At 71.4% G+C, this 17,570-nt stretch carries 18 protein-coding genes; 6 read left to right on the top strand and 12 right to left on the bottom strand.

The genetic code is table 11. The annotated features are described in order from the left end of the window. Positions 1 to 59 precede the first annotated feature (59 nt). From ACN6LB_RS32505 to ACN6LB_RS32480, 6 genes are all read right to left on the bottom strand, one after another. Positions 60 to 1,274, bottom strand: a complete 1,215-nt coding sequence (locus tag ACN6LB_RS32505; RefSeq protein ID WP_445028963.1) for an acyl-CoA dehydrogenase family protein — start codon at positions 1,272 to 1,274, stop codon at positions 60 to 62. A 6-nt stretch (positions 1,275 to 1,280) separates the two neighbouring features. Beyond that, positions 1,281 to 2,303, bottom strand: coding sequence for a phosphotransferase family protein (locus ACN6LB_RS32500; RefSeq protein WP_356143470.1), 1,023 nt, complete (start codon positions 2,301 to 2,303; stop codon positions 1,281 to 1,283). A 137-nt stretch (positions 2,304 to 2,440) separates the two neighbouring features. Further along, on the bottom strand, positions 2,441 to 2,764 hold the full coding sequence (locus ACN6LB_RS32495; protein ID WP_445028962.1) for a DUF202 domain-containing protein: 324 nt from the start codon (positions 2,762 to 2,764) through the stop codon (positions 2,441 to 2,443). After that, entirely contained in the window at positions 2,761 to 3,153 is a 393-nt protein-coding gene (locus tag ACN6LB_RS32490) for a YidH family protein (protein ID WP_356143467.1), read from the bottom strand. Before ACN6LB_RS32490 ends, ACN6LB_RS32495 begins: the two co-directional genes overlap by 4 nt. 46 nt (positions 3,154 to 3,199) lie before the next feature. Further along, entirely contained in the window at positions 3,200 to 3,715 is a 516-nt protein-coding gene (locus ACN6LB_RS32485; protein ID WP_445028961.1) for an NUDIX hydrolase, read from the bottom strand. 62 nt (positions 3,716 to 3,777) lie between these two features. Then, a complete protein-coding gene (locus ACN6LB_RS32480) occupies positions 3,778 to 4,674 on the bottom strand; it encodes a DMT family transporter (RefSeq protein ID WP_445028960.1) in 897 nt (298 codons plus the stop codon). 153 nt (positions 4,675 to 4,827) lie between these two features. On the opposite strand from ACN6LB_RS32480, the gene ACN6LB_RS32475 reads away from it, so the two are divergent. The 5 genes from ACN6LB_RS32475 (at position 4,828) to ACN6LB_RS32455 (ending at position 10,753) form a co-directional block, all read left to right on the top strand. Then, positions 4,828 to 6,483, top strand: a complete 1,656-nt coding sequence (locus tag ACN6LB_RS32475) for an FAD-binding dehydrogenase (protein WP_356143463.1) — start codon at positions 4,828 to 4,830, stop codon at positions 6,481 to 6,483. A gap of 210 nt (positions 6,484 to 6,693) precedes the next feature. Beyond that, positions 6,694 to 7,644 (top strand): hypothetical protein, encoded by a 951-nt coding sequence (locus tag ACN6LB_RS32470; protein ID WP_445028959.1) that lies wholly within the window; start codon positions 6,694 to 6,696, stop codon positions 7,642 to 7,644. A gap of 44 nt (positions 7,645 to 7,688) precedes the next feature. Further along, complete coding sequence (locus tag ACN6LB_RS32465; protein WP_445028958.1) at positions 7,689 to 9,257, top strand: APC family permease; 1,569 nt, start codon at positions 7,689 to 7,691, stop codon at positions 9,255 to 9,257. A 115-nt stretch (positions 9,258 to 9,372) separates the two neighbouring features. Then, complete coding sequence (locus ACN6LB_RS32460) at positions 9,373 to 10,140, top strand: molybdopterin-dependent oxidoreductase (RefSeq protein WP_445028957.1); 768 nt, start codon at positions 9,373 to 9,375, stop codon at positions 10,138 to 10,140. Then, complete coding sequence (locus tag ACN6LB_RS32455) at positions 10,124 to 10,753, top strand: cytochrome b/b6 domain-containing protein (protein WP_356143457.1); 630 nt, start codon at positions 10,124 to 10,126, stop codon at positions 10,751 to 10,753. Before ACN6LB_RS32460 ends, ACN6LB_RS32455 begins: the two co-directional genes overlap by 17 nt. Before the next feature lie 46 nt (positions 10,754 to 10,799). On the opposite strand, the gene ACN6LB_RS32450 is transcribed toward ACN6LB_RS32455, so the two are convergent. The 4 genes from ACN6LB_RS32450 to ACN6LB_RS32435 all read right to left on the bottom strand — a co-directional run bounded on the left by ACN6LB_RS32450 (position 10,800) and on the right by ACN6LB_RS32435 (position 14,660). Beyond that, positions 10,800 to 11,831 carry an L-idonate 5-dehydrogenase gene (locus ACN6LB_RS32450; protein ID WP_445028956.1) on the bottom strand — a complete coding sequence of 344 codons (1,032 nt, stop codon included), beginning with the start codon at positions 11,829 to 11,831 and terminating at the stop codon, positions 10,800 to 10,802. 13 nt (positions 11,832 to 11,844) lie between these two features. After that, positions 11,845 to 12,603 carry an SDR family oxidoreductase gene (locus tag ACN6LB_RS32445; RefSeq protein WP_356143453.1) on the bottom strand — a complete coding sequence of 253 codons (759 nt, stop codon included), beginning with the start codon at positions 12,601 to 12,603 and terminating at the stop codon, positions 11,845 to 11,847. A 10-nt stretch (positions 12,604 to 12,613) separates the two neighbouring features. Beyond that, entirely contained in the window at positions 12,614 to 14,011 is a 1,398-nt protein-coding gene (locus tag ACN6LB_RS32440) for a GntT/GntP/DsdX family permease (RefSeq protein ID WP_445028955.1), read from the bottom strand. 130 nt (positions 14,012 to 14,141) lie between these two features. After that, positions 14,142 to 14,660, bottom strand: coding sequence for a gluconokinase (locus ACN6LB_RS32435; RefSeq protein ID WP_445028954.1), 519 nt, complete (start codon positions 14,658 to 14,660; stop codon positions 14,142 to 14,144). A gap of 130 nt (positions 14,661 to 14,790) precedes the next feature. Here ACN6LB_RS32435 and ACN6LB_RS32430 point away from each other — a divergent pair, with 130 nt between their 5' ends. Next, on the top strand, positions 14,791 to 15,492 hold the full coding sequence (locus ACN6LB_RS32430; protein WP_356143447.1) for a FadR/GntR family transcriptional regulator: 702 nt from the start codon (positions 14,791 to 14,793) through the stop codon (positions 15,490 to 15,492). A 179-nt stretch (positions 15,493 to 15,671) separates the two neighbouring features. Here ACN6LB_RS32430 and ACN6LB_RS32425 read toward each other — a convergent pair whose 3' ends face one another. Both ACN6LB_RS32425 and ACN6LB_RS32420 read right to left on the bottom strand, forming a co-directional pair. Further along, positions 15,672 to 16,055 (bottom strand): YchJ family protein, encoded by a 384-nt coding sequence (locus ACN6LB_RS32425; RefSeq protein WP_445028953.1) that lies wholly within the window; start codon positions 16,053 to 16,055, stop codon positions 15,672 to 15,674. 11 nt (positions 16,056 to 16,066) lie between these two features. Beyond that, positions 16,067 to 17,446 (bottom strand): M1 family metallopeptidase, encoded by a 1,380-nt coding sequence (locus tag ACN6LB_RS32420; RefSeq protein ID WP_445028952.1) that lies wholly within the window; start codon positions 17,444 to 17,446, stop codon positions 16,067 to 16,069. Positions 17,447 to 17,570 lie beyond the last annotated feature (124 nt).

Below are 17,570 nucleotides of genomic sequence, written 5' to 3'. Positions count from 1 at the left end.
GAGCCCGGGGCGGGGGAGCAAGGGCCGGCGAGGGCGCACACCCTCACCGGCCCTCGCGGCTATGCGTACTTCTTGATCTCCCGGTGCGCCAGCGACCGCTGGTGCACCTCGTCGGGACCGTCCGCGAGCTTCAACGTCCGGGCGGCGGCCCAGAGTTCGGCCAGCGGGAAGTCCTGGCTCACGCCCCCCGCACCGTGCAACTGGACGGCCTTGTCGAGGATGTCCACGACCGTGCGCGGCGTGGCGATCTTGATGGCCTGGATCTCGGTGTGGGCACCCCGGTTGCCGACGGTGTCCATCATCCAGGCCGTCTTCAGCACCAGCAGCCGCAGCTGCTCCACGGCCACACGGGCGTCGGCGATCCAGTTCTGCACGACACCCTGCTGGGCGAGGGGCTTGCCGAAGGCCGTACGGGACACCGCCCGCCGGCACATCAGCTCGATCGCCCGCTCGGCCATGCCGATCAGCCGCATGCAGTGGTGGATGCGTCCCGGGCCGAGCCGCGCCTGCGCGATGCCGAAACCGCCGCCCTCCTCGCCGATCAGGTTGCTCACCGGCACCCTGACGTGGTCGAAGAACACCTCGGCGTGCCCGCCGTGGGAGTGGTCCCCGTAGCCGTACACCTGCATGGCGCGGCGGACGTCGAGCCCCGGGGTGTCGCGCGGCACGAGCACCATGGACTGCTGGCGGCGGACGTCGGGACCCTCCGGATCCGTCTTGCCCATCACGATGAAGATCTTGCAGTCCGGGTTCATCGCTCCGGAGATGTACCACTTGCGGCCGGTGATGACGTAGTCGTCGCCGTCCCGCTCGATGAGCGTGGTGATGTTCGTGGCGTCGGAGGAGGCCACCTCGGGTTCGGTCATCGCGAACGCCGAGCGGATCTCGCCCGCGAGCAGCGGCTCCAGCCACTGCTTCTTCTGCTGCTCGTCGCCGAACTGCGTGAGCACCTCCATGTTGCCCGTGTCGGGCGCCGCGCAGTTCAGCGCGGCGGGGGCCAGGTGCGGGCTGCGGCCGGTGATTTCGGCGAGCGGCGCGTACTGGAGGTTGGTGAGCCCCGCGCCGTACTCGGAGTCCGGAAGGAAGAGGTTCCACAGCCCCTGGCGGCGGGCCTCGGCCTTCAACTCACCGAAGATCGCCGGGGTTTCCCACGGAGAGGCGAGCTGGGCGCGCTGCTCGTGCTCGACGGCCTCCGCCGGGTAGACGTACTCGTCCATGAAGGCGAGCAGCTTCCCGCGCAGCTCCTCGGTACGCGCGTCGAATGCGAAGTCCATGGCGGATCAGCCTTCCTGAAGGGTGGTCAGGCCGTGCTCGATGAAGAAGGGGACCAGTTCCCCGATGCGGTCGAAGCCCGCGCCGACCGTCTGGCCGAGCGTGTACCGGTAGTGGATGCCCTCCAGGATCACGGCGAGCTTGAACCAGGCGAACGCCGTGTACCAGGAGACGGCGGACACGTCGCGCCCCGAGCGCGCGGCGTACCGTTCGATGATCTCGGCCGGCTGCGGGTGCCCGGCGGCCGAGGCGGTCGTGCTGATGGGGGAGTCGGGCAGGTCCAGCGGCGCGCTGTACATGACCAGCAGTCCCAGGTCGGTGAGCGGATCGCCGAGCGTGGACATCTCCCAGTCCAGAATGGCCTTGATCCGGTCGTGGTCGTCGATCAGTACGTTGTCCAGGCGGTAGTCGCCGTGGATGACCGTCGCCGTGGGGGAGGTGGGCAGTGCGCGGCCCAGGGCGGCATGCAGCTCGTCGACGCCGGCGAGTTCGCGGTTGCGGGAGGCGTCCAACTGCTTGCCCCAGCGCCGCAGTTGGCGGTCGAGGAAGCCCTCGGGCCGGCCGAAGTCGGCGAGGCCCACCTCGGCGGGGTCCACCGCGTGCAGCTCGACGAGCGTGTCGACCAGCCCGAGCACGGCGTCACGGGTACGCGCGGGACCGAGGGGGGCGAGCTGCTCGGCGGTGCGGTACGGGGTGCCCTCCACGAACTCCATGACGTAGAAGGGTGCGCCCAGCACCTCGTCGTCCTCGCACAGCAGCACCGGGCGGGGCACCGGCACGGCCGTCGGGTGCAGTGCGCTGATCACCCGGTGCTCGCGCCGCATGTCGTGCGCCGTGGCCAGGACGTGGCCCAGCGGGGGCCGCCGGACGACCCACTTCGCGGTACCGTCCGTCACGGAATAGGTGAGGTTCGACCGTCCGCCCTCGATCAGCCGGCCGGTCAGCGGGCCGGTCACCAGGCCGGGACGCTCGCTGTCGAGCAGGCCGCGCAGCCGGTCGAGATCGAGACCTGGCGGGTGGTCGGGGCTCATCGTTTCTCCTCAACACACGGAAACCGGACGTCAACCATGATGCCGACCGGTCGGTATGCCGTCCAGTGCGGGGGCAAAACGTGATCGGCGTCTCCTCCGCCCGGAGCCGCGTGGTCGGGTTCCCGAGCCAGGGAGACTCAGAGGACCAGTACCGCCGCGCACACGGCCAGCGCCACCGTGCACAGGGCCGCGGTAGTACCGTGCCGGGCCGAGAGCGCCGCCGGGCCGTCCGCCCGTGCGTCGGCCAGCGTCCGGATGCGGCGGTGGGCCACGGCGAGGAACCCCAGCCAGATCGCGCAGGACAGGGCGCCGACCACGATCCCGGTCGGCGTACCGTCGCGCAGCGACGCCTTCGCGGCGAACAGGGCGGCGACGGTGCTCGCGAGCGTCGTGCGCCGCCAGGCGAGCCGGGTGCGCTCCGGCTGAAGGCCCGGGTCCCGGTCCCGGGCGGGAGCGGTCACCCTTCCCAGCCGACGAGCACGACGAAGACCATGGCGACGGCCACGACCGCGACGGCGATGCTCAACACTGCCGGGAAGCGCGACACCGGCAGGTCCTCGCCCTTGCGCATCGCCTGCTCGCACCGCACCCAGTGGTTGACCGCGCGCAGCGAGCACAGCACGCCCGCCGCCAGCAGGGCCAGCGCGAGCCCGACCCGCCATCCCCACCGCAGGTCGGGCAGGAACTGGTCCACGGCGAAGCCCCCGCCGATCAGCGCGAGCGCCGTGCGCAGCCACGCGAGAAAGGTCCGCTCGTTGGCCAGCGAGAAGCGGTAGTCGGGCGTCCCGCCCTCCTCCCGGACCTCCTCCGGCGCGAACCACAGCCGGACGTTCCGCACGAATTCGATCACGCCCTGGACCCTACCGGGACGCCCGCCCGCCGCCGCCGAGGCGGTGTCAGCCCATCGACCGGTAGGCCTTCAGACGCTCGTACGCCGCGAGGCCGTCCGGCACCCAGGTCCAGTCCGTGAGGCGGCGCTCCACCTCGTCCGCGGGGAGGAAGTCGTGCCAGGCGACCTCCTCGACCTGGGGGCTCACCGGAAGGTCGCAGCGCACCTCGTACACCGCCGACCACCAGCTCCGCCCGCCCCCGTCGTCGTACAGGAACCTGAACAGCGGGACGGGCCGCGGGAGCCCGCGGATGCCGAGTTCCTCCTCGGCTTCCCGCAGGGCCGCATCGTCGTACGTCTCGCCCGCGCCGACGACTCCGCCGACGAACATGTCGTAGAGGGAGGGGAAAACCAGCTTGGTGGGGGTGCGGCGGTGGACGAAGATCCGGCCGTCGGCGTCCCGTGCCTGGATGAACACGCAGCGGTGGCGCAGACCGCGCGCGTACGCCTCCCCGCGCGGGGACTGCCCGATGACCTGGTCGTTCTCGTCCACGATGTCGAGGATCTCGTCGGCGGCGCTCATGAGGCCATCCAAGCAAGACCGCCCCGGCGGAGCGACGCCGCCCACGAGGAAAAGGGGACGGATCAGCGCTTCAGCGCCGGCACCCGCTCCACGGGTGCCGCCGCGCCGCTCGGCATCGCCGGATGCAGGCCGAGGAGCACGATGCCCACGACGATCGCCGCGAGGCCCGCGGCCTCCCAGGCCAGCGCGCCGCTGTCGGTGCGCAGCCGGTCGCCGAGGAATCCGACGCCGCACGCGATCCCGGCCAGCGGCTGGGCGGCAGTCAGGGCGGGCAGGGACATCCGCAGGGGCGCCGTCTCGAAGGCGCTCTGGACGAGGATCAGCCCGACGACACCGAGGCCCGCGACGGCGTACGGCTGCCATGTCGAGAACAGCGTGAGCCAGCCGCCGCCCTCCGTCACCAGCTGCCCGCTCACCCGGGTCAGCGCGTCCTGCACGCCGTAGAGCAGCCCGGCGGCCAGCGCCAGCAGGACCGGCGCGGCGCTCAGCCGGGACCGCTTCGCATACGCCGTCAGCAGCAGCGCGCCGCCCACCATCAGCCCGATGATCAGCCAGTGCCGCAGCGGATCCGCGACCGCGTCGCCGCCGCGCGGCTCCCCGGCCACGATGAACGCCGTGACACCGCCCGCGAGTATCAGCAGCCCGCTCCAGCCCTGGCGCCCCAGCGACTGCTTCGTCTGCCGGCGGGTCAGGGCCATCGCGAAGAGCAGGTTGGTGGCCAGCAGGGGTTCGACGAGGGAGATCTCCCCGTTGCTCAGTGCGATCGCGCCGAGCGCCATTCCGCAGACCATGAGCCCGATGCCGCCGAGCCAGCGGGGCACCCGGATGAGGTCGAGCAGCAGCCGGGGGGAGAGGAAGTCGTTCAGCGGCGCGTGCGAGGCAGCGTTCTGCTGGAGCACGAAGCCGAAGCCGAGGCAGCAGGCCGCACTCACGGCGAGGACGAGAACCAGTACCGACACGCTGCGTACCTCAATACATCGGGGACAGGGACGGGGCGGGGTTACGGGTATCGGAAGACTGTAGCCGAGTCCCCGGAAACCGGCAGTTGACTGGGTCACTTCGTTGCCCAAGGATCTGACCGACCAGTAACAATGCTCCGGGAGGGCCTGCTCATGGCGTACGACGCAGATGTGATCGTGATCGGGGCGGGCCTCGCCGGGCTCGCGGCGACCGCGGAGCTCGTCGACGCGGGCCGCAAGGTGATCCTTCTCGACCAGGAGCCCGAGCAGTCGATCGGCGGCCAGGCGCACTGGTCGTTCGGCGGGCTCTTCTTCGTGGACTCGCCCGAGCAGCGCCGGATGCGGATCAAGGACAGCCACGCGCTCGCCCTCCAGGACTGGATGGGCACGGCCGCCTTCGACCGCCCCGAGGACCACTGGCCCCGCAAGTGGGCCGAGGCCTACGTCGACTTCGCGGCGGGCGAGAAGCGGTCCTGGCTGCACAAGCAGGGCGTCCGCTTCTTCCCGGTCGTCGGCTGGGCGGAGCGCGGCGGCTACGACGCCAACGGGCACGGCAACTCCGTACCGCGCTTCCACATCACCTGGGGGACCGGCCCGGGGCTCGTGGCGCCCTTCGAGCGGCGCGTGCGGGCCGGGGTGGCCCGCGGCCTCGTCGAGCTGCGGTTCCGCCACCGCGTCACCGGGCTGTCCCGCAGCGCGGGCGCCGTGGACACCGTCACCGGGGAGGTCCTGGAGCCGTCCGGCATCGAGCGCGGCCAGGCCAGCAGCCGTGGGGTCACCGGCGCCTTCGAACTCAAGGCGCAGGCGGTGATCGTCACCTCCGGCGGTATCGGCGGCAACCACGACCTGGTCCGCGCCAACTGGCCGGAGCGGCTCGGTACCCCGCCCGAGAAGATGATCTCCGGCGTGCCCGCGCACGTCGACGGCAAGATGCTCGCCATCGCCGAGGAGACCGGCGCCCACCTCATCAACCGCGACCGGATGTGGCACTACACCGAGGGCATCCAGAACTGGAACCCCATCTGGGAGAACCACGGCATCCGTGTCCTGCCCGGCCCGTCCTCGCTCTGGCTCGACGCCCGCGGCAACCGGCTGCCCGTCCCGCTCTTCCCCGGCTTCGACACGCTCGGCACCCTTGAGCACATCATGAGCACCGGGTACGACTACACGTGGTTCGTGCTCGACCAGAAGATCATCGGCAAGGAGTTCGCGCTCTCGGGCTCGGAGCAGAACCCCGACCTCACCGGCAAGTCGATCCGGGACGTCATCGGGCGGGCGCGCACCGATGTGCCAGGCCCCGTCAAGGCGTTCATGGACAAGGGCGTCGACTTCGTGGTGGAGAAGGACCTCACCGCACTGGTGCGCGGCATGAACGCGCTCACCAAGGAACCGCTGATCGACGAGGCGGAGCTGCGCCGTGTGATCGTCTCGCGCGACCGGGAGATCGCCAACCCGTTCACCAAGGACCTCCAGGTCACCGCGATCCGCGGCGCCCGCACCTACCTCGGCGACAAGCTGATCCGCACGGCGACCCCGCACCGCATCCTCGACCCGAAGGCGGGCCCGCTGATCGCGGTGCGCCTGAACATCCTCACCCGCAAGACCCTCGGCGGCCTGGAGACCGACCTCTCCTCGCGCGTGCTGACCGAGGGCGGCGACCCCCTGGAGGGCGTGTACGCCGCCGGTGAGGCCGCCGGGTTCGGCGGCGGCGGGGTCCACGGCTACCGCTCCCTGGAGGGCACCTTCCTCGGCGGCTGCCTCTTCTCCGGGCGTACGGCGGGACGGGCGGCGGCGAAGGCGCTGGGCTGAGCCCTGGCTTGTGCCGGACGAAGGGGGCTCGGGCTGCCGAGCCCCCTTCGGGCAGCGGCGGCACTCCTCTGCGGAGAGGGAAACTCCCTGCAGAGCAAGGTAGTTGACATGTGAACCTGTCTTTGGTTGCCCTTGACTAAACCCTTGGGTGGAGGTTTGCTGTCCGTGATCAAAACCTGACCAGCCGTGCCCTGTGAGGAATTGCCCGCGGTGCCCCCACCCCCTCTCGGTCGCGGTCGTGGCCGCAAGCGCGCCTCCCTGCCCTTCGACGCCGCGTTCGACGACGACGAACTCGTCGCCGCCCGCGCCTCGTTGAGCCAGGGACGGTGGACCGCGGTCCGTGCGCTGCTCGTCGCCACCGGCGACGACTGGGACCGCCGCGGGCACCGTGTCACCGTTCTCGCGCAGGAGCCCGCCACCCTTGCCTGGGCCCGCGACTGGCGGCTCGCCGAACCCGAGTCCGCCGACGCCTCCGTACTGCTCGCCTGCGCCACGGTCCACCGCGCCCTGAACGGCAAGGAACGCCCCGAGCCGGCCCGCGAGGCCTGTCAGGCCGCGGCCGCGCTGGCCCCCGCCGACCCGACGCCCTGGCTCGGCCTGCTGATCCTGGAGCGCTCGCACGGCACCGAGGAGGACGTGGTCCGCCTCTTCGACGAGGTGCGCCACCGCTACCCCGACCACCACCACGCCCACCACCTGATGGTGGCCCGGCTCGCCGAACGCCGCGCCGCGGCCGGCCAGGACCCGCTGCACGAGGTGTACGACTTCGCCAACTGGGCCGCCGAACAGGCCCCCGCCGACTCGCCGCTCGCAATCCTCCCGGTCGTCGCGCACGCCGAGCGCTACCGCGTGCTGGCCGCCGCGGGCAGCGAGAGCGGCGACCCGGCCGCCTCCGGGCACTGGGTCGGGCGCCGCGCCCGCCAGGTGATGAAGGCCGCCTTCGACTGGTGGCTGGAGTGGGAACGCGACGACCATCCGCGCCGCCATGTCGACCTCAACTTCCTTGCCCACGCCAAGTTCTGCGAGGGCCGGGGCGCCGAGGCAGCCGCCCTGTTCCACCGCATCGGACCGCACGCCACCCGGGAGCCGTGGTCCTACCCCGACCGGGACCCCGACAAGGCCTTCCGTGCCGCCCGCGACAGCGCGCTCGGCACGGCGTGAACGACCACCCCCGAGATCCGAACATCCGAAAGGACAACCCCGCGATGACCACGGGCAGTTCGAGTACTTCGCAATCCGGCAGACCCGCCCCCGGCAGCGGTGACGGCATCAGCACGTTCAAGGGCCAGGACCGCGCCCTGCGCGCCGACCGCCTCGGCACGGGAGGCCTGCTGCTCTCGGTCCTCGCCGCGACCGCGCCTCTCATGGTGGTCGCGGGTGTCATGCCCACCACATTCGCGGTGATGGGCATCGTCGGGCAGCCCCTGCTCTTCGTCGTCCTCGGCATCGTCCTGGTCCTCTTCAGCGTCGGGTACGCCGAGATGAGCCGCCACGTCCACAACGCGGGCGCCTTCTACGCGTACATCTCCCGCGGGCTCGGCGGCACCGCGGGCGCCGGCGCGGCGCTGCTCGCCCTGGTCGCGTACAACGCCCTCCAGGTCGGCATCTACGGCATCTTCGGCTTCGAGGTGTCCGGGCTGTTCTCCACCTACCTCGACCTCCAAGTCGCCTGGTGGATACCGGCGTTGGCGGCCGTGGTCGCGGTCGGCGCGCTCGGCTGGCTGAAGATCGACGTCAACGCCAAGGTGCTGGGCGTGCTGATCGTCATCGAGGTGGCGCTCGTCGTCATCTTCGACATCGCCGCCGTCGCCGACCCGGCGAAGGAGGGGCTGTCGCTGCACGCCTTCAACCCGGACACGCTCACCGGCGCGGGCGTCGGCACCGCCCTGTGCTTCTGCATCGCCGCCTTCACCGGTTTCGAACAGGCCCCCGTGTACGCGGAGGAGACGAGCCGCCCGCACGTCCTGGTCCCGCGCGTGATGTTCCTCGCCGTCAGCTTCGTCGCCGTCTTCTTCGCGATCAGCTCATGGGCGTTCACCGTTGCCGCCGGTCCCTCCGCGATCGTCGGCACCGCACAGAAGGAGAGCGCCGGCCTGCTGTTCTCCCTCACCGAGTCCCGCCTCGGCGGTACCTTCACGGACGTCCTGCACGTCCTGTTCGTGACCGGCATGTTCGCCGCGCTGCTCAGCTTCCACAACGTCGTCGCGCGGTACGCCTTCGCCATGGGCCGCGAGGGTCTGCTGCCCGCCGGCTTCGGCCGGACCACCGGCGCGAGCGGCGCCCCCGGCACCGGCTCGCTGCTGCAGACCGCCGTGTCCCTGATCGTCGTCGCCGCCTTCGCCGTGAGCGACGACAAGCCGGCCGGCGACCCGACCGCACCCGTGCTGCACCTGTTCACCTGGTTCGGCAACGTCGGGGCACTCGGCGTCATCCTGCTCATGGCGGCCGCCTCGGTCTCCGTGATCGTCTTCTTCGCCCGGCGCGGTACCGCCGGCGCCCAGGCCTGGCGCCTGGCCACCTCCGCGATCGCGGCCGTCGCCCTGCTGGTGATCGCCTTCTACACGATCAAGGACTTCGACGTCCTCGTCGGCGCGGGCCCGGACTCCTCGCTGACCTGGCTGCTGCCCGCCATCATCGGGGCGGCCCTGGTCCTCGGCCTGGTCCAGGGCCTGGTGCTGCGCTCCCGCAGGCCCCAGGTGCACGCCCGCATCGGCCTCGGCAACGAGGCGTTCCAGCTGGACAAGGCGGCGGAGACGGCCGAGCCCGCCTCCTGAGGGCCGCCTCCCCGAGGGCTCCGGGCCTTACGAGCGCGTAAGAAGTGGTTACGGAATCCTGACGGGCACCCGCCGACGCTGGCCTTTTGGGGGTCGCGGGTGCTCGAATCAGAAGGTGAACCCTGAACCACCCGAAGAGCCGGGAGCGCCGCACTCCGAGGAGCGCGGAAGCCCGATGGAGCACGGCAAGCCGATCGGTCGCCGGGTCCTCCTCGGCACACTGGGTCTCGGCGCGCTCGGCGTGGTGGCCGCGCCGGTGCTCCAGCGCGGCCTGGAGTCCTTCCTCGGCAGCGCCGCCGACAAGGACCCCACCGGCCTGACCGGGCTGCTGCCCAACGGGGGCGGCTTCCGCTACTACTCGGTGACGTCCTCGGTCCCGCACAAGGACGAGACGGACTACCGCCTCACCGTCGACGGCCTGGTCGACCACCCGAAGACCTTCACCCTGGCCGACCTGCGCGCACTGCCCCAGACCCGGCTGGTGCACGACGTCCAGTGCGTCACCGGCTGGCGCGTGCCCGGCACTCCCTTCGAGGGGGTGCGACTGTCCCGGCTCCTTGACGCGGCCGGAGTGCGCTCGTCGGCCGGGGCAGTGCGGTTCAGCTGCTTCGACGGCGCGTACACCGAGAGCCTCACGCTCGACCAGGCCCGCCGCAAGGACGTCCTGGTCGCCCTGCGCATGCAGGACAAGAACCTCGGCCACAGCCACGGCGGCCCCGTCCGCCTCTATGTCGCCCCCATGTACTTCTACAAGTCCGCCAAGTGGCTCTCCGGCATCACCGTCACCGAGGACGTCCGTCCCGGCTACTGGGAGCACCGGGGCTACGACGTGGACGCCTGGGTCGGCCGCTCGAACGGACGCGACGATGAACCTACGAGCTGACGCCCCCGTCGTCCGTGCCGCCGCCCGCGTACGGCGTTTCACCCGTGCCGAGCGCTGGGTGCACCGCACGACGGCCGCGCTGATGGGCGTGTGCGTGGCCACCGCCGCCTGTCTCTACCTGCCCACCTTCGCCGAGCTCGTCGGTCGCCGGGAACTCGTGGTGCGCATCCACGAATGGGCCGGGCTGCTGCTGCCGGTCCCGGTGCTGGCGGGCCTCGCCTCCCGCGCGTTCCGCGCCGACCTGGGGCATCTCAACCGCTGGGGCCCGCACGACCGCCGCTGGCTGCGGGCTGCCCTGCGCCGCGATCCCCTCCGCTCCTCCCGGCCCGCGGGCAAGTTCAACGCGGGCCAGAAGACCTACGCGGCCTGGATCGCCGGAGCGTCCCTGGTCATGCTCGGCACGGGGCTGCTGATGTGGTTCACCCACCTCGCTCCGATCATGTGGCGTACCTCGGCCACCTTCGTCCATGACTGGCTCGCCCTGACGATCGGCATCGTCCTCGCCGGGCACATCGGCATGGCCCTCGGCGACCCGGAGGCCCGCCGTGGCCTGCGCACGGGTTCGGTGAGCGAGGAGTGGGCTAAAAGGGAGCACCCGCTCTGGCGCCCTTAGGGGGCTTCACCGTGGCCGGGGCGGGCGGGGACACCCGCCCGCGCTCTCAACTCCCGATTCCGAAGTCCAGCAGCACCTTGCAGGACCGGCTCCGGTCCGCCGCGAGCGAGAACGCCGACTCCGCGTCCCGCACGGGGACCACCGCGCTGATGAGCCGGTCGAACGCGGGCTCGGCGGCGAGCAGTTCGAGCGCCGCGTCGAACTCCGCGGCGAAGCGGAAGGCGCCCCGCAGTTCGATCTCCCGCGACACCACCAGGTTCCCCGCGAACGGACTCTGCCCCGGCGGCAGCATGCCCAGCTGCACGACCACCCCGCCGCGCCGCACGAGGCGCAGGCAGGTGTCGAGCCCGGCGGCCACCCCGGACGCCTCGACGGCGACGTCCACCTCCGACGGCCACCCGGTGTCGCCTCGGTCATCGGCCCGTACGACGGTGTCGGCGCCCGCCGCGGCGCCGTACTCCAAGGCCTGCGGCAGCAGATCCGTGACCGTCACGTGTGCCGCGCCCGAGGCCTTCGCGGCGGCCACCACCAGACAGCCGATGGGCCCGGCCCCGGTCACCAGCACCCGTCGCCCGGCCACGGCCCCGGCCCGCCGCACGGCGTGCAACGCCACCGACAGCGGCTCCGCGAGCGCCGCCCGGCGCAGCCCGAGTCCGGCGGGCACTGTACGCAACTGCCCGGCGGGCACGACCACTTGGGCCGCGAAACCGCCCTGGACGTGCGGGGTCCGCGCCGCGCTGCCGAGATACCGCGTGTCCCGGCACACGTTCGCACGCCCGTCGAGACACTCGGGGCACACGCCGCACGCGGTCGCCGGGTGCACGGCGACGGCCGTACCCGGCGAGGGACCCGAGGCCCCGTCGCCGTACGCCAGTACCGTGCCCACGATCTCGTGCCCGAGCACCATCGGCTCGCGCAGCCGGAAGTCGCCCACGCCGCCGTGGAGCCAGTAGTGCAGGTCGGAGCCGCACACCCCGCCGTAGCGGACGGCGACGAGCGCCTGCCCGGGGCCGGGGGACGGCGTCGGCAACTCGTCGACCCGCAGGTCGCCCTCGCCGTGGATCACACAACCGATCATCGTCCGAGTCTCCTTAGAGCACGCTGGTCATGCCGCCGTCGACGTACAGCACCTGCCCGCTCACGAAGTCGGCCGCGGGTGAGGCGAGGAACAGCACCCCGCCCACCAGGTCCTGGGTGCGGCCCCAGCGTCCGGCCGGGGTGCGGCGGCGCACCCACGCGCTGAACTCCTCGTCCTCGACCAGGGGCCTGGTCAGCTCGGTCTCGATGTAGCCGGGGCCCAGGCCGTTGACCTGCACGCCCGACGGGCCCCAGTCCGCGCACATGCCCTTGGTGAGCATCTTCAGCGCGCCCTTGGTGGCCGCGTAGGGGGCGATGCCCGGGCGGGCCACCTCGCTCTGCAGCGAACAGATGTTGATGATCTTTCCGTGGCCGCGTTCCGTCATCCGCCGGGCGGCCTCGCGGCCGACCAGGAACGCGCTGGTGAGATTGGTGTCCAGGATCCGGTGCCAGTCGGAGTCCGTGAACTCCAGCAGCGGGGCGCGCAGTTGCATGCCCGCGTTGTTGACCAGGATGTCGAGCGGTCCCACCCGCTCCTCGACGTCCGCTGTTCCGGCGGCCACCGACGGACCGTCGGTCACGTCGAACGCGGCCGTGTGCACGTCGCCCGGCAGTTCGGCGGCCGCCTTGGTCAGGCGTTCGCCGTCCCGGCCGTTGAGGACCACCGTGCAGCCGGCCTCCAGCAGCCCCCGGGCGAGCGCGAACCCGATACCGCGGCTGGAACCGGTGACCAGAGCCGTGCGGCCACTGATGTCGAAGAGCGGATGGCTCATGCCCGTACTCCTAGATCACGAGGGAGAGCAGCAGGACCAGGCCGCCGGCGACCACCGAGATGATCGTCTCCATGACCGACCAGGTCTTGATGGTCTGGCCGACGTTCAGGCCGAAGTACTCCTTGACCAGCCAGAACCCGGCGTCATTGACATGGCTGAAGAAGAGCGAGCCCGCGCCGATCGCGAGGACCAGCAGCGAGGTGTGCGCCGTGGACATGTCGGCCGCCAGGGGTGCGACGAGGCCGGCCGCCGAGATGGTGGCGACGGTCGCCGAGCCGGTCGCGAGGCGGATGGCCACCGCTATCAGCCAGGCGAGGAGCAGTGCGGGGATCGACCAGTCCTTGGAGATGTCAAGAATCATCTGGCCCACACCGCTGTCGATCAGCGTCTGCTTGAAGCCGCCACCGGCGCCCACGATCAGCAGGATGCCCGCGATCGGCGCGAGGGACTTCTCGACGGTCGTCGACAGCCGGTCCTTGGTGAATCCGGCCGCCCGGCCCAGCGTGAACATACCGACGATCACGGCCGCGAGCAGGGCGATCAGGGGTGCACCGATGACGTCGAAGACGCGCTGCACCTTGTGCGTGGGGTCGTCGACGATGATGTCGACCAGCGCCTTGGACAGCATCAGCACGACCGGCAGCAGCATCGTGGCGAGTGTCGCGCCGAAGCTCGGGCGCTTCTCCAGCTCCTCCGAGGCGCGGGCGGGGATCATCTTGTCCGGAGCCGGGACGTCCACCCAGCGAGCCGCGTACTTCGAGAACACCGGACCCGCGATGATCACCGTCGGGATGGCGACGAGGACACCGAGTGCGAGCGTGAGGCCGAGGTTCGCCTTGACCGCGTCGATCGCGACCAGCGGGCCGGGGTGCGGCGGGATCAGGCCGTGCATCACGGACAGACCGGCGAGCGCCGGGATGCCGATGCGCATCAGCGAGTAGTTGCCGCGCTTGGCGACCATCAGCACCACCGGGATCAGCAGCACGATGCCGACCTCGAAGAACAGCGGGAGGCCGATCACCGAGGCGATCAGCACCATCGCCCACGGCATGGCACGGCCACCGGCCTTGGCGAGGATCGTGTCGACGATCTGGTCGGCGCCCCCGGAGTCGGCGAGCAGCTTGCCGAGGATCGCGCCCAGCGCGATCAGGACGCCCACACCGGCGACGGTCGAGCCGAGTCCGGTGGTGAAGCTGACGATGGCCTTGTCCAGCGGAGCCCCGGCGAACGCGCCCAGCGCGAGCGAGCCGATGGTCAGGGCCAGAAAGGCGTGCAGCCTGAACTTGGTGATGAGCAGGACGATGACGGCGATGCCCGCCAGAACGGCGATGCCCAGCTGCGCATGACCCGCCGAGGTGATCGGCTCGACGGTGTCCGCTGCCAGCATCTCGACGCTGAGTCTGGTCACGGTGGTTCCCTTGCGTGTACGGGGAGGAAGGGGGACCCAGGGGGTACAGCGAGGCCCTGGGGAAGTGCGGGGGACTTACCGGCAGGCGCGGGGCCTGCCGTCGGGGTGCGGACTCGCGGCAGGCGGGGGCCTACCGCTGGGGCTGGACGAGCTCCTGCAGCGCGGCCGCGGCCCGCTCGGTGATCTCGCCCGGGCTCCCGGAGACGTCCACGGCGACACCCGCCTCGTCCGCGTCGAGCGGTTGAAGCGTGGCGAACTGCGAGTCCAGGAGCGCGGTCGGCATGAAGTGGCCGTGCCGGTGCGACATCCGGTCCTCGATGAGCGCCCGGTCGCCGGTGAGGTGCACGAAGACGATCCCGGGTGCCGCCGCCCGCAGCCGATCGCGGTAGCTCCGCTTGAGCGCGGAGCTGCTGACCACGCCGCCGAGCCCGTCCCGGTCGTGCGCCCAGGCGCCGATGGCGTCCAGCCACGGCCACCGGTCGTCGTCGGTGAGCGCGGTGCCGGCCGTCATCTTGGCGATGTTGGCCTGCGGGTGGAAGTCGTCGCCCTCGGCGTAGGGAACGCCGAGCCGGGCCGCAAGCAGGGGACCGATGGTGGTCTTGCCGGTGCCTGCGACACCCATGACCACGACGACATGGGGGGTGATCATCGTTGCCTCACTGTCTCCGTCGACATCTGATGTCGACGCCACTGAAACCCATTAGGTACGACAAATTCAAGAGTCTGTGATGTATAAGTCTGACTTTTTATTTCGGACAGCGGCCTCGTACCCTGACCCCATGACCACACGGGGCCGGGGGCTGCACGGACATGTACTGGACAGCCTCGGGCCGGCCATCACCGCGGGCGAGTACCCGCCGGGGAGCGTGCTGCGCACGGACGAGCTCGCCCAGCGCTTCGAGGTGTCACGCTCGGTGATGCGAGAGGCGGTCCGGGTGCTGGAGTCGATGCACCTCGTGGAGTCCCGCCGCCGGGTGGGCGTGACCGTCCGCCCCAAGGCCGAGTGGAACGTCTACGACCCGCAGGTCATCCGGTGGCGGCTGGCCGGCGCCGACCGCCCCCACCAGCTGCGCTCCCTCACCGTGCTGCGCTCCGCCGTCGAGCCGGTCGCCGCGGGCCTCGCCGCGCGGCACGCCACGGCGGCGCAGTGTGCCGAACTCACCGAGTGCGCGCTCGGCATGGTCGCCACCTCACGCGGCCACCAGCTGGAGGGGTATCTCATCCACGACGTCGCCTTCCACCGGGTGATCCTCAGCGCGTCGGGCAACGAGATGTTCGCCCGCCTCGGCGACGTCGTCACCGAGGTCCTCGCGGGCCGCACCCACCACGAGGTCATGTTCGAGGACCCCGACCCGGCCGCCGTCACCCTGCACGTGCAGGTCGCGGAGGCGGTCCGCGCGGGCGACGCGGTCCGCGCCGAGGAACTCACCCGCGAGATCACGGTCGGCGCCCTTCAGGAGCTCGACATCCTGGCGCCGTAGGCCGTCGGCAGCGGCTAGGGGGTGTTTTGAAAGTCCTGTGCGGTGCCCGCGGTGTTCGGTGCGTGCCCTCGGCGTGCCGGACGAAGGCTCTCGTACTGGACGTACTTGGGGCTTCGGCCGGTGCGGCGAGGGTGCGTGCCGGGCGCCGTGGGTGCTGTGCGGGACTTTTAAAACACCCCCTAGTCGAGGAACTCCCCGTCGACGTACACCCACGCCCCGTCGACCCGCTCGAACCGGCTGCGCTCGTGCAGCGAACCGCCCCGATAGGAGGCCCGGAAGGTCACCGTCCCGGCGGAGTGGAACGCCGATCCCTGTCCCGTGTCGAGGATCTCCAGGCCGGTCCAGCGCATCCCGGGATCGAACTCGACCCGCGGCGGCCGCGTCTTCGGATGCCAGGTGCGCAGCAGATACCCCTCGTCCCGCTTCACGAAGGCGCTGTAGCGCGAGCGCATCAGCGACTCGGCGGTCGGCGCCGCCGCGGCGCCGGAGAGGTAGCGCCCGCAGCAGGCGTCGAAGGCGGCAGGAAGCCCGCAGGGGCAGGAACGACTGGTCACGGCTGCCATTCTGCCGTCCCTTACGCGGAGTCGGCGTTCGAGGGCGGAAACAGCGGCCGGGCCGGCACCGGTGAGGCGAGCGAGGGCAGCGGCGGCAGCCGCGTCTCGTACAGCCAGGCCGAGAGCAGGTCGTCCACCGGCTCCGTCGCGAACCGGGCGACGTGCGCGGCGAACGTCGTCGTGGTGACCGCGCCGCCCCGGTGCAGGGCGGCCCAGCCGCGCAGCATCCGGAAGAACGCCTCGTCGCCCAGGGCGCAGCGCACCGCGTGCACGACGAGCCCGCCGCGTTCGTAGAGTCGGTCGTCGAACATCGACTTGCGGCCCGGGTCGGCCAGCCGCAGATCCTGCGGCAGCCCCGACAGCAACCGGTGTGCGGTGGCCGCGAGTTGCTGCGCCGGGCGCCCACCCGACCGCTCCGACCACAGCCACTCCGCGTACTTCGCGAAGCCCTCGTTCAGCCAGATGTGCCGCCAGTCCGCGATCGACACGCTGTTGCCGAACCACTGGTGCGCCAGCTCGTGCGCGACCAGCCGCTCCGAACCCCGGGCCCCGTCCACGTGGTTGGCGCCGAACAGCGACAACCCCTGTGCCTCGACGGGGACATCGAGCTCCTCCTCGGTCACCACCACCGCGTACTCGCCGAACGGGTAGGGCCCGAACAGTTCCTGGAACAGCTCCATCATCGCGGGCTGTCGCGCGAAGTCCCGGGAGAACTGGGGCAGTAGATGCGCCGGGATGTGCCCGTGCTGCGGCACACCGCCCAGGCCCGGGTCGCCCAGCAGCACCGTCTGGTACTTTCCGATCGACAGCCCCACCAGATAGCTGGAGGTCGGCGCCGACTGCTCGTACACCCAGGTCGTCGTCGACGCCTTCGTCGTACGGGTCAGCAGATGGCCGCCCGCGACCACCGAGTACGCCGACGGTGTGGTGACGGAGATCTGGTAGGCGGCCTTGTCCGCCGGGCGGTCGTTGCACGGGTACCAGGACGGCGCCCCGACCGGCTGGCTGGCCACCAGCGCGCCGTCCTCCAGCTCCTCCCAGCCGATCCCGCCCCAGGGGCTGTTCACCGGCTTCGGGTTGCCCGACCAGTGGACCTCGACGGTGAACGCGGCCCCCGCCCGGATCGGCTTCGGGGGGCGGATGCGCAGCTTGCCGCCGCGGTGCGTGTAGTGCGGTGCCTTGCCGTCGACACGGACCCGGCCGATCCTGAAGTCGGCCAGGTTCAGCTGGAATTCGGCGAGCGCGCCACGGCCCGCTATGGCGCCGAGCCGCGCCGTGCCGGACAGCCGGTTCGGTCCCGGGCGGTAGTCCAGCGCCAGCTCGTACCGGTGCACCCGGTAGCGGTGATCACCGTTGGCCGGGAAGTACGGGTCCGATCCCGCTGTCTGCTGAACGGTCACTGCTGCGTCTGCTCCCTGCACTGTGCTCGTACGACGTGCCGATGCGCCGTCCCCCGAACACCGTACGGGCCGCTCGGGCCTGTCCGGCGGATCAGGCCGCTGCGACCTGATCCCGCGGACGGAC

The sequence above is a fragment of the Streptomyces sp. SAS_270 genome (genome assembly GCF_052543295.1).
Note: the sequence above shows the minus strand (reverse complement) of the source record. Positions and strands in the feature narration are given on the sequence as shown.

Excerpts from the sequence above, each read along its gene's own strand:
- ACN6LB_RS32505 (WP_445028963.1), bottom strand. The coding sequence starts at position 1,274 with ATGGACTTCGCATTCGACGCGCGTACCGAGGAGCTGCGCGGGAAGCTG.
- ACN6LB_RS32500 (WP_356143470.1), bottom strand. The coding sequence starts at position 2,303 with ATGAGCCCCGACCACCCGCCAGGTCTCGATCTCGACCGGCTGCGCGGC.
- ACN6LB_RS32485 (WP_445028961.1), bottom strand. The coding sequence starts at position 3,715 with ATGAGCGCCGCCGACGAGATCCTCGACATCGTGGACGAGAACGACCAG.
- ACN6LB_RS32475 (WP_356143463.1), top strand. The coding sequence starts at position 4,828 with ATGGCGTACGACGCAGATGTGATCGTGATCGGGGCGGGCCTCGCCGGG.
- ACN6LB_RS32465 (WP_445028958.1), top strand. The coding sequence starts at position 7,689 with ATGACCACGGGCAGTTCGAGTACTTCGCAATCCGGCAGACCCGCCCCC.
- ACN6LB_RS32455 (WP_356143457.1), top strand. The coding sequence starts at position 10,124 with ATGAACCTACGAGCTGACGCCCCCGTCGTCCGTGCCGCCGCCCGCGTA.
- ACN6LB_RS32450 (WP_445028956.1), bottom strand. The coding sequence starts at position 11,831 with ATGATCGGTTGTGTGATCCACGGCGAGGGCGACCTGCGGGTCGACGAG.
- ACN6LB_RS32445 (WP_356143453.1), bottom strand. The coding sequence starts at position 12,603 with ATGAGCCATCCGCTCTTCGACATCAGTGGCCGCACGGCTCTGGTCACC.
- ACN6LB_RS32435 (WP_445028954.1), bottom strand. The coding sequence starts at position 14,660 with ATGATCACCCCCCATGTCGTCGTGGTCATGGGTGTCGCAGGCACCGGC.
- ACN6LB_RS32430 (WP_356143447.1), top strand. The coding sequence starts at position 14,791 with ATGACCACACGGGGCCGGGGGCTGCACGGACATGTACTGGACAGCCTC.
- ACN6LB_RS32425 (WP_445028953.1), bottom strand. The coding sequence starts at position 16,055 with ATGGCAGCCGTGACCAGTCGTTCCTGCCCCTGCGGGCTTCCTGCCGCC.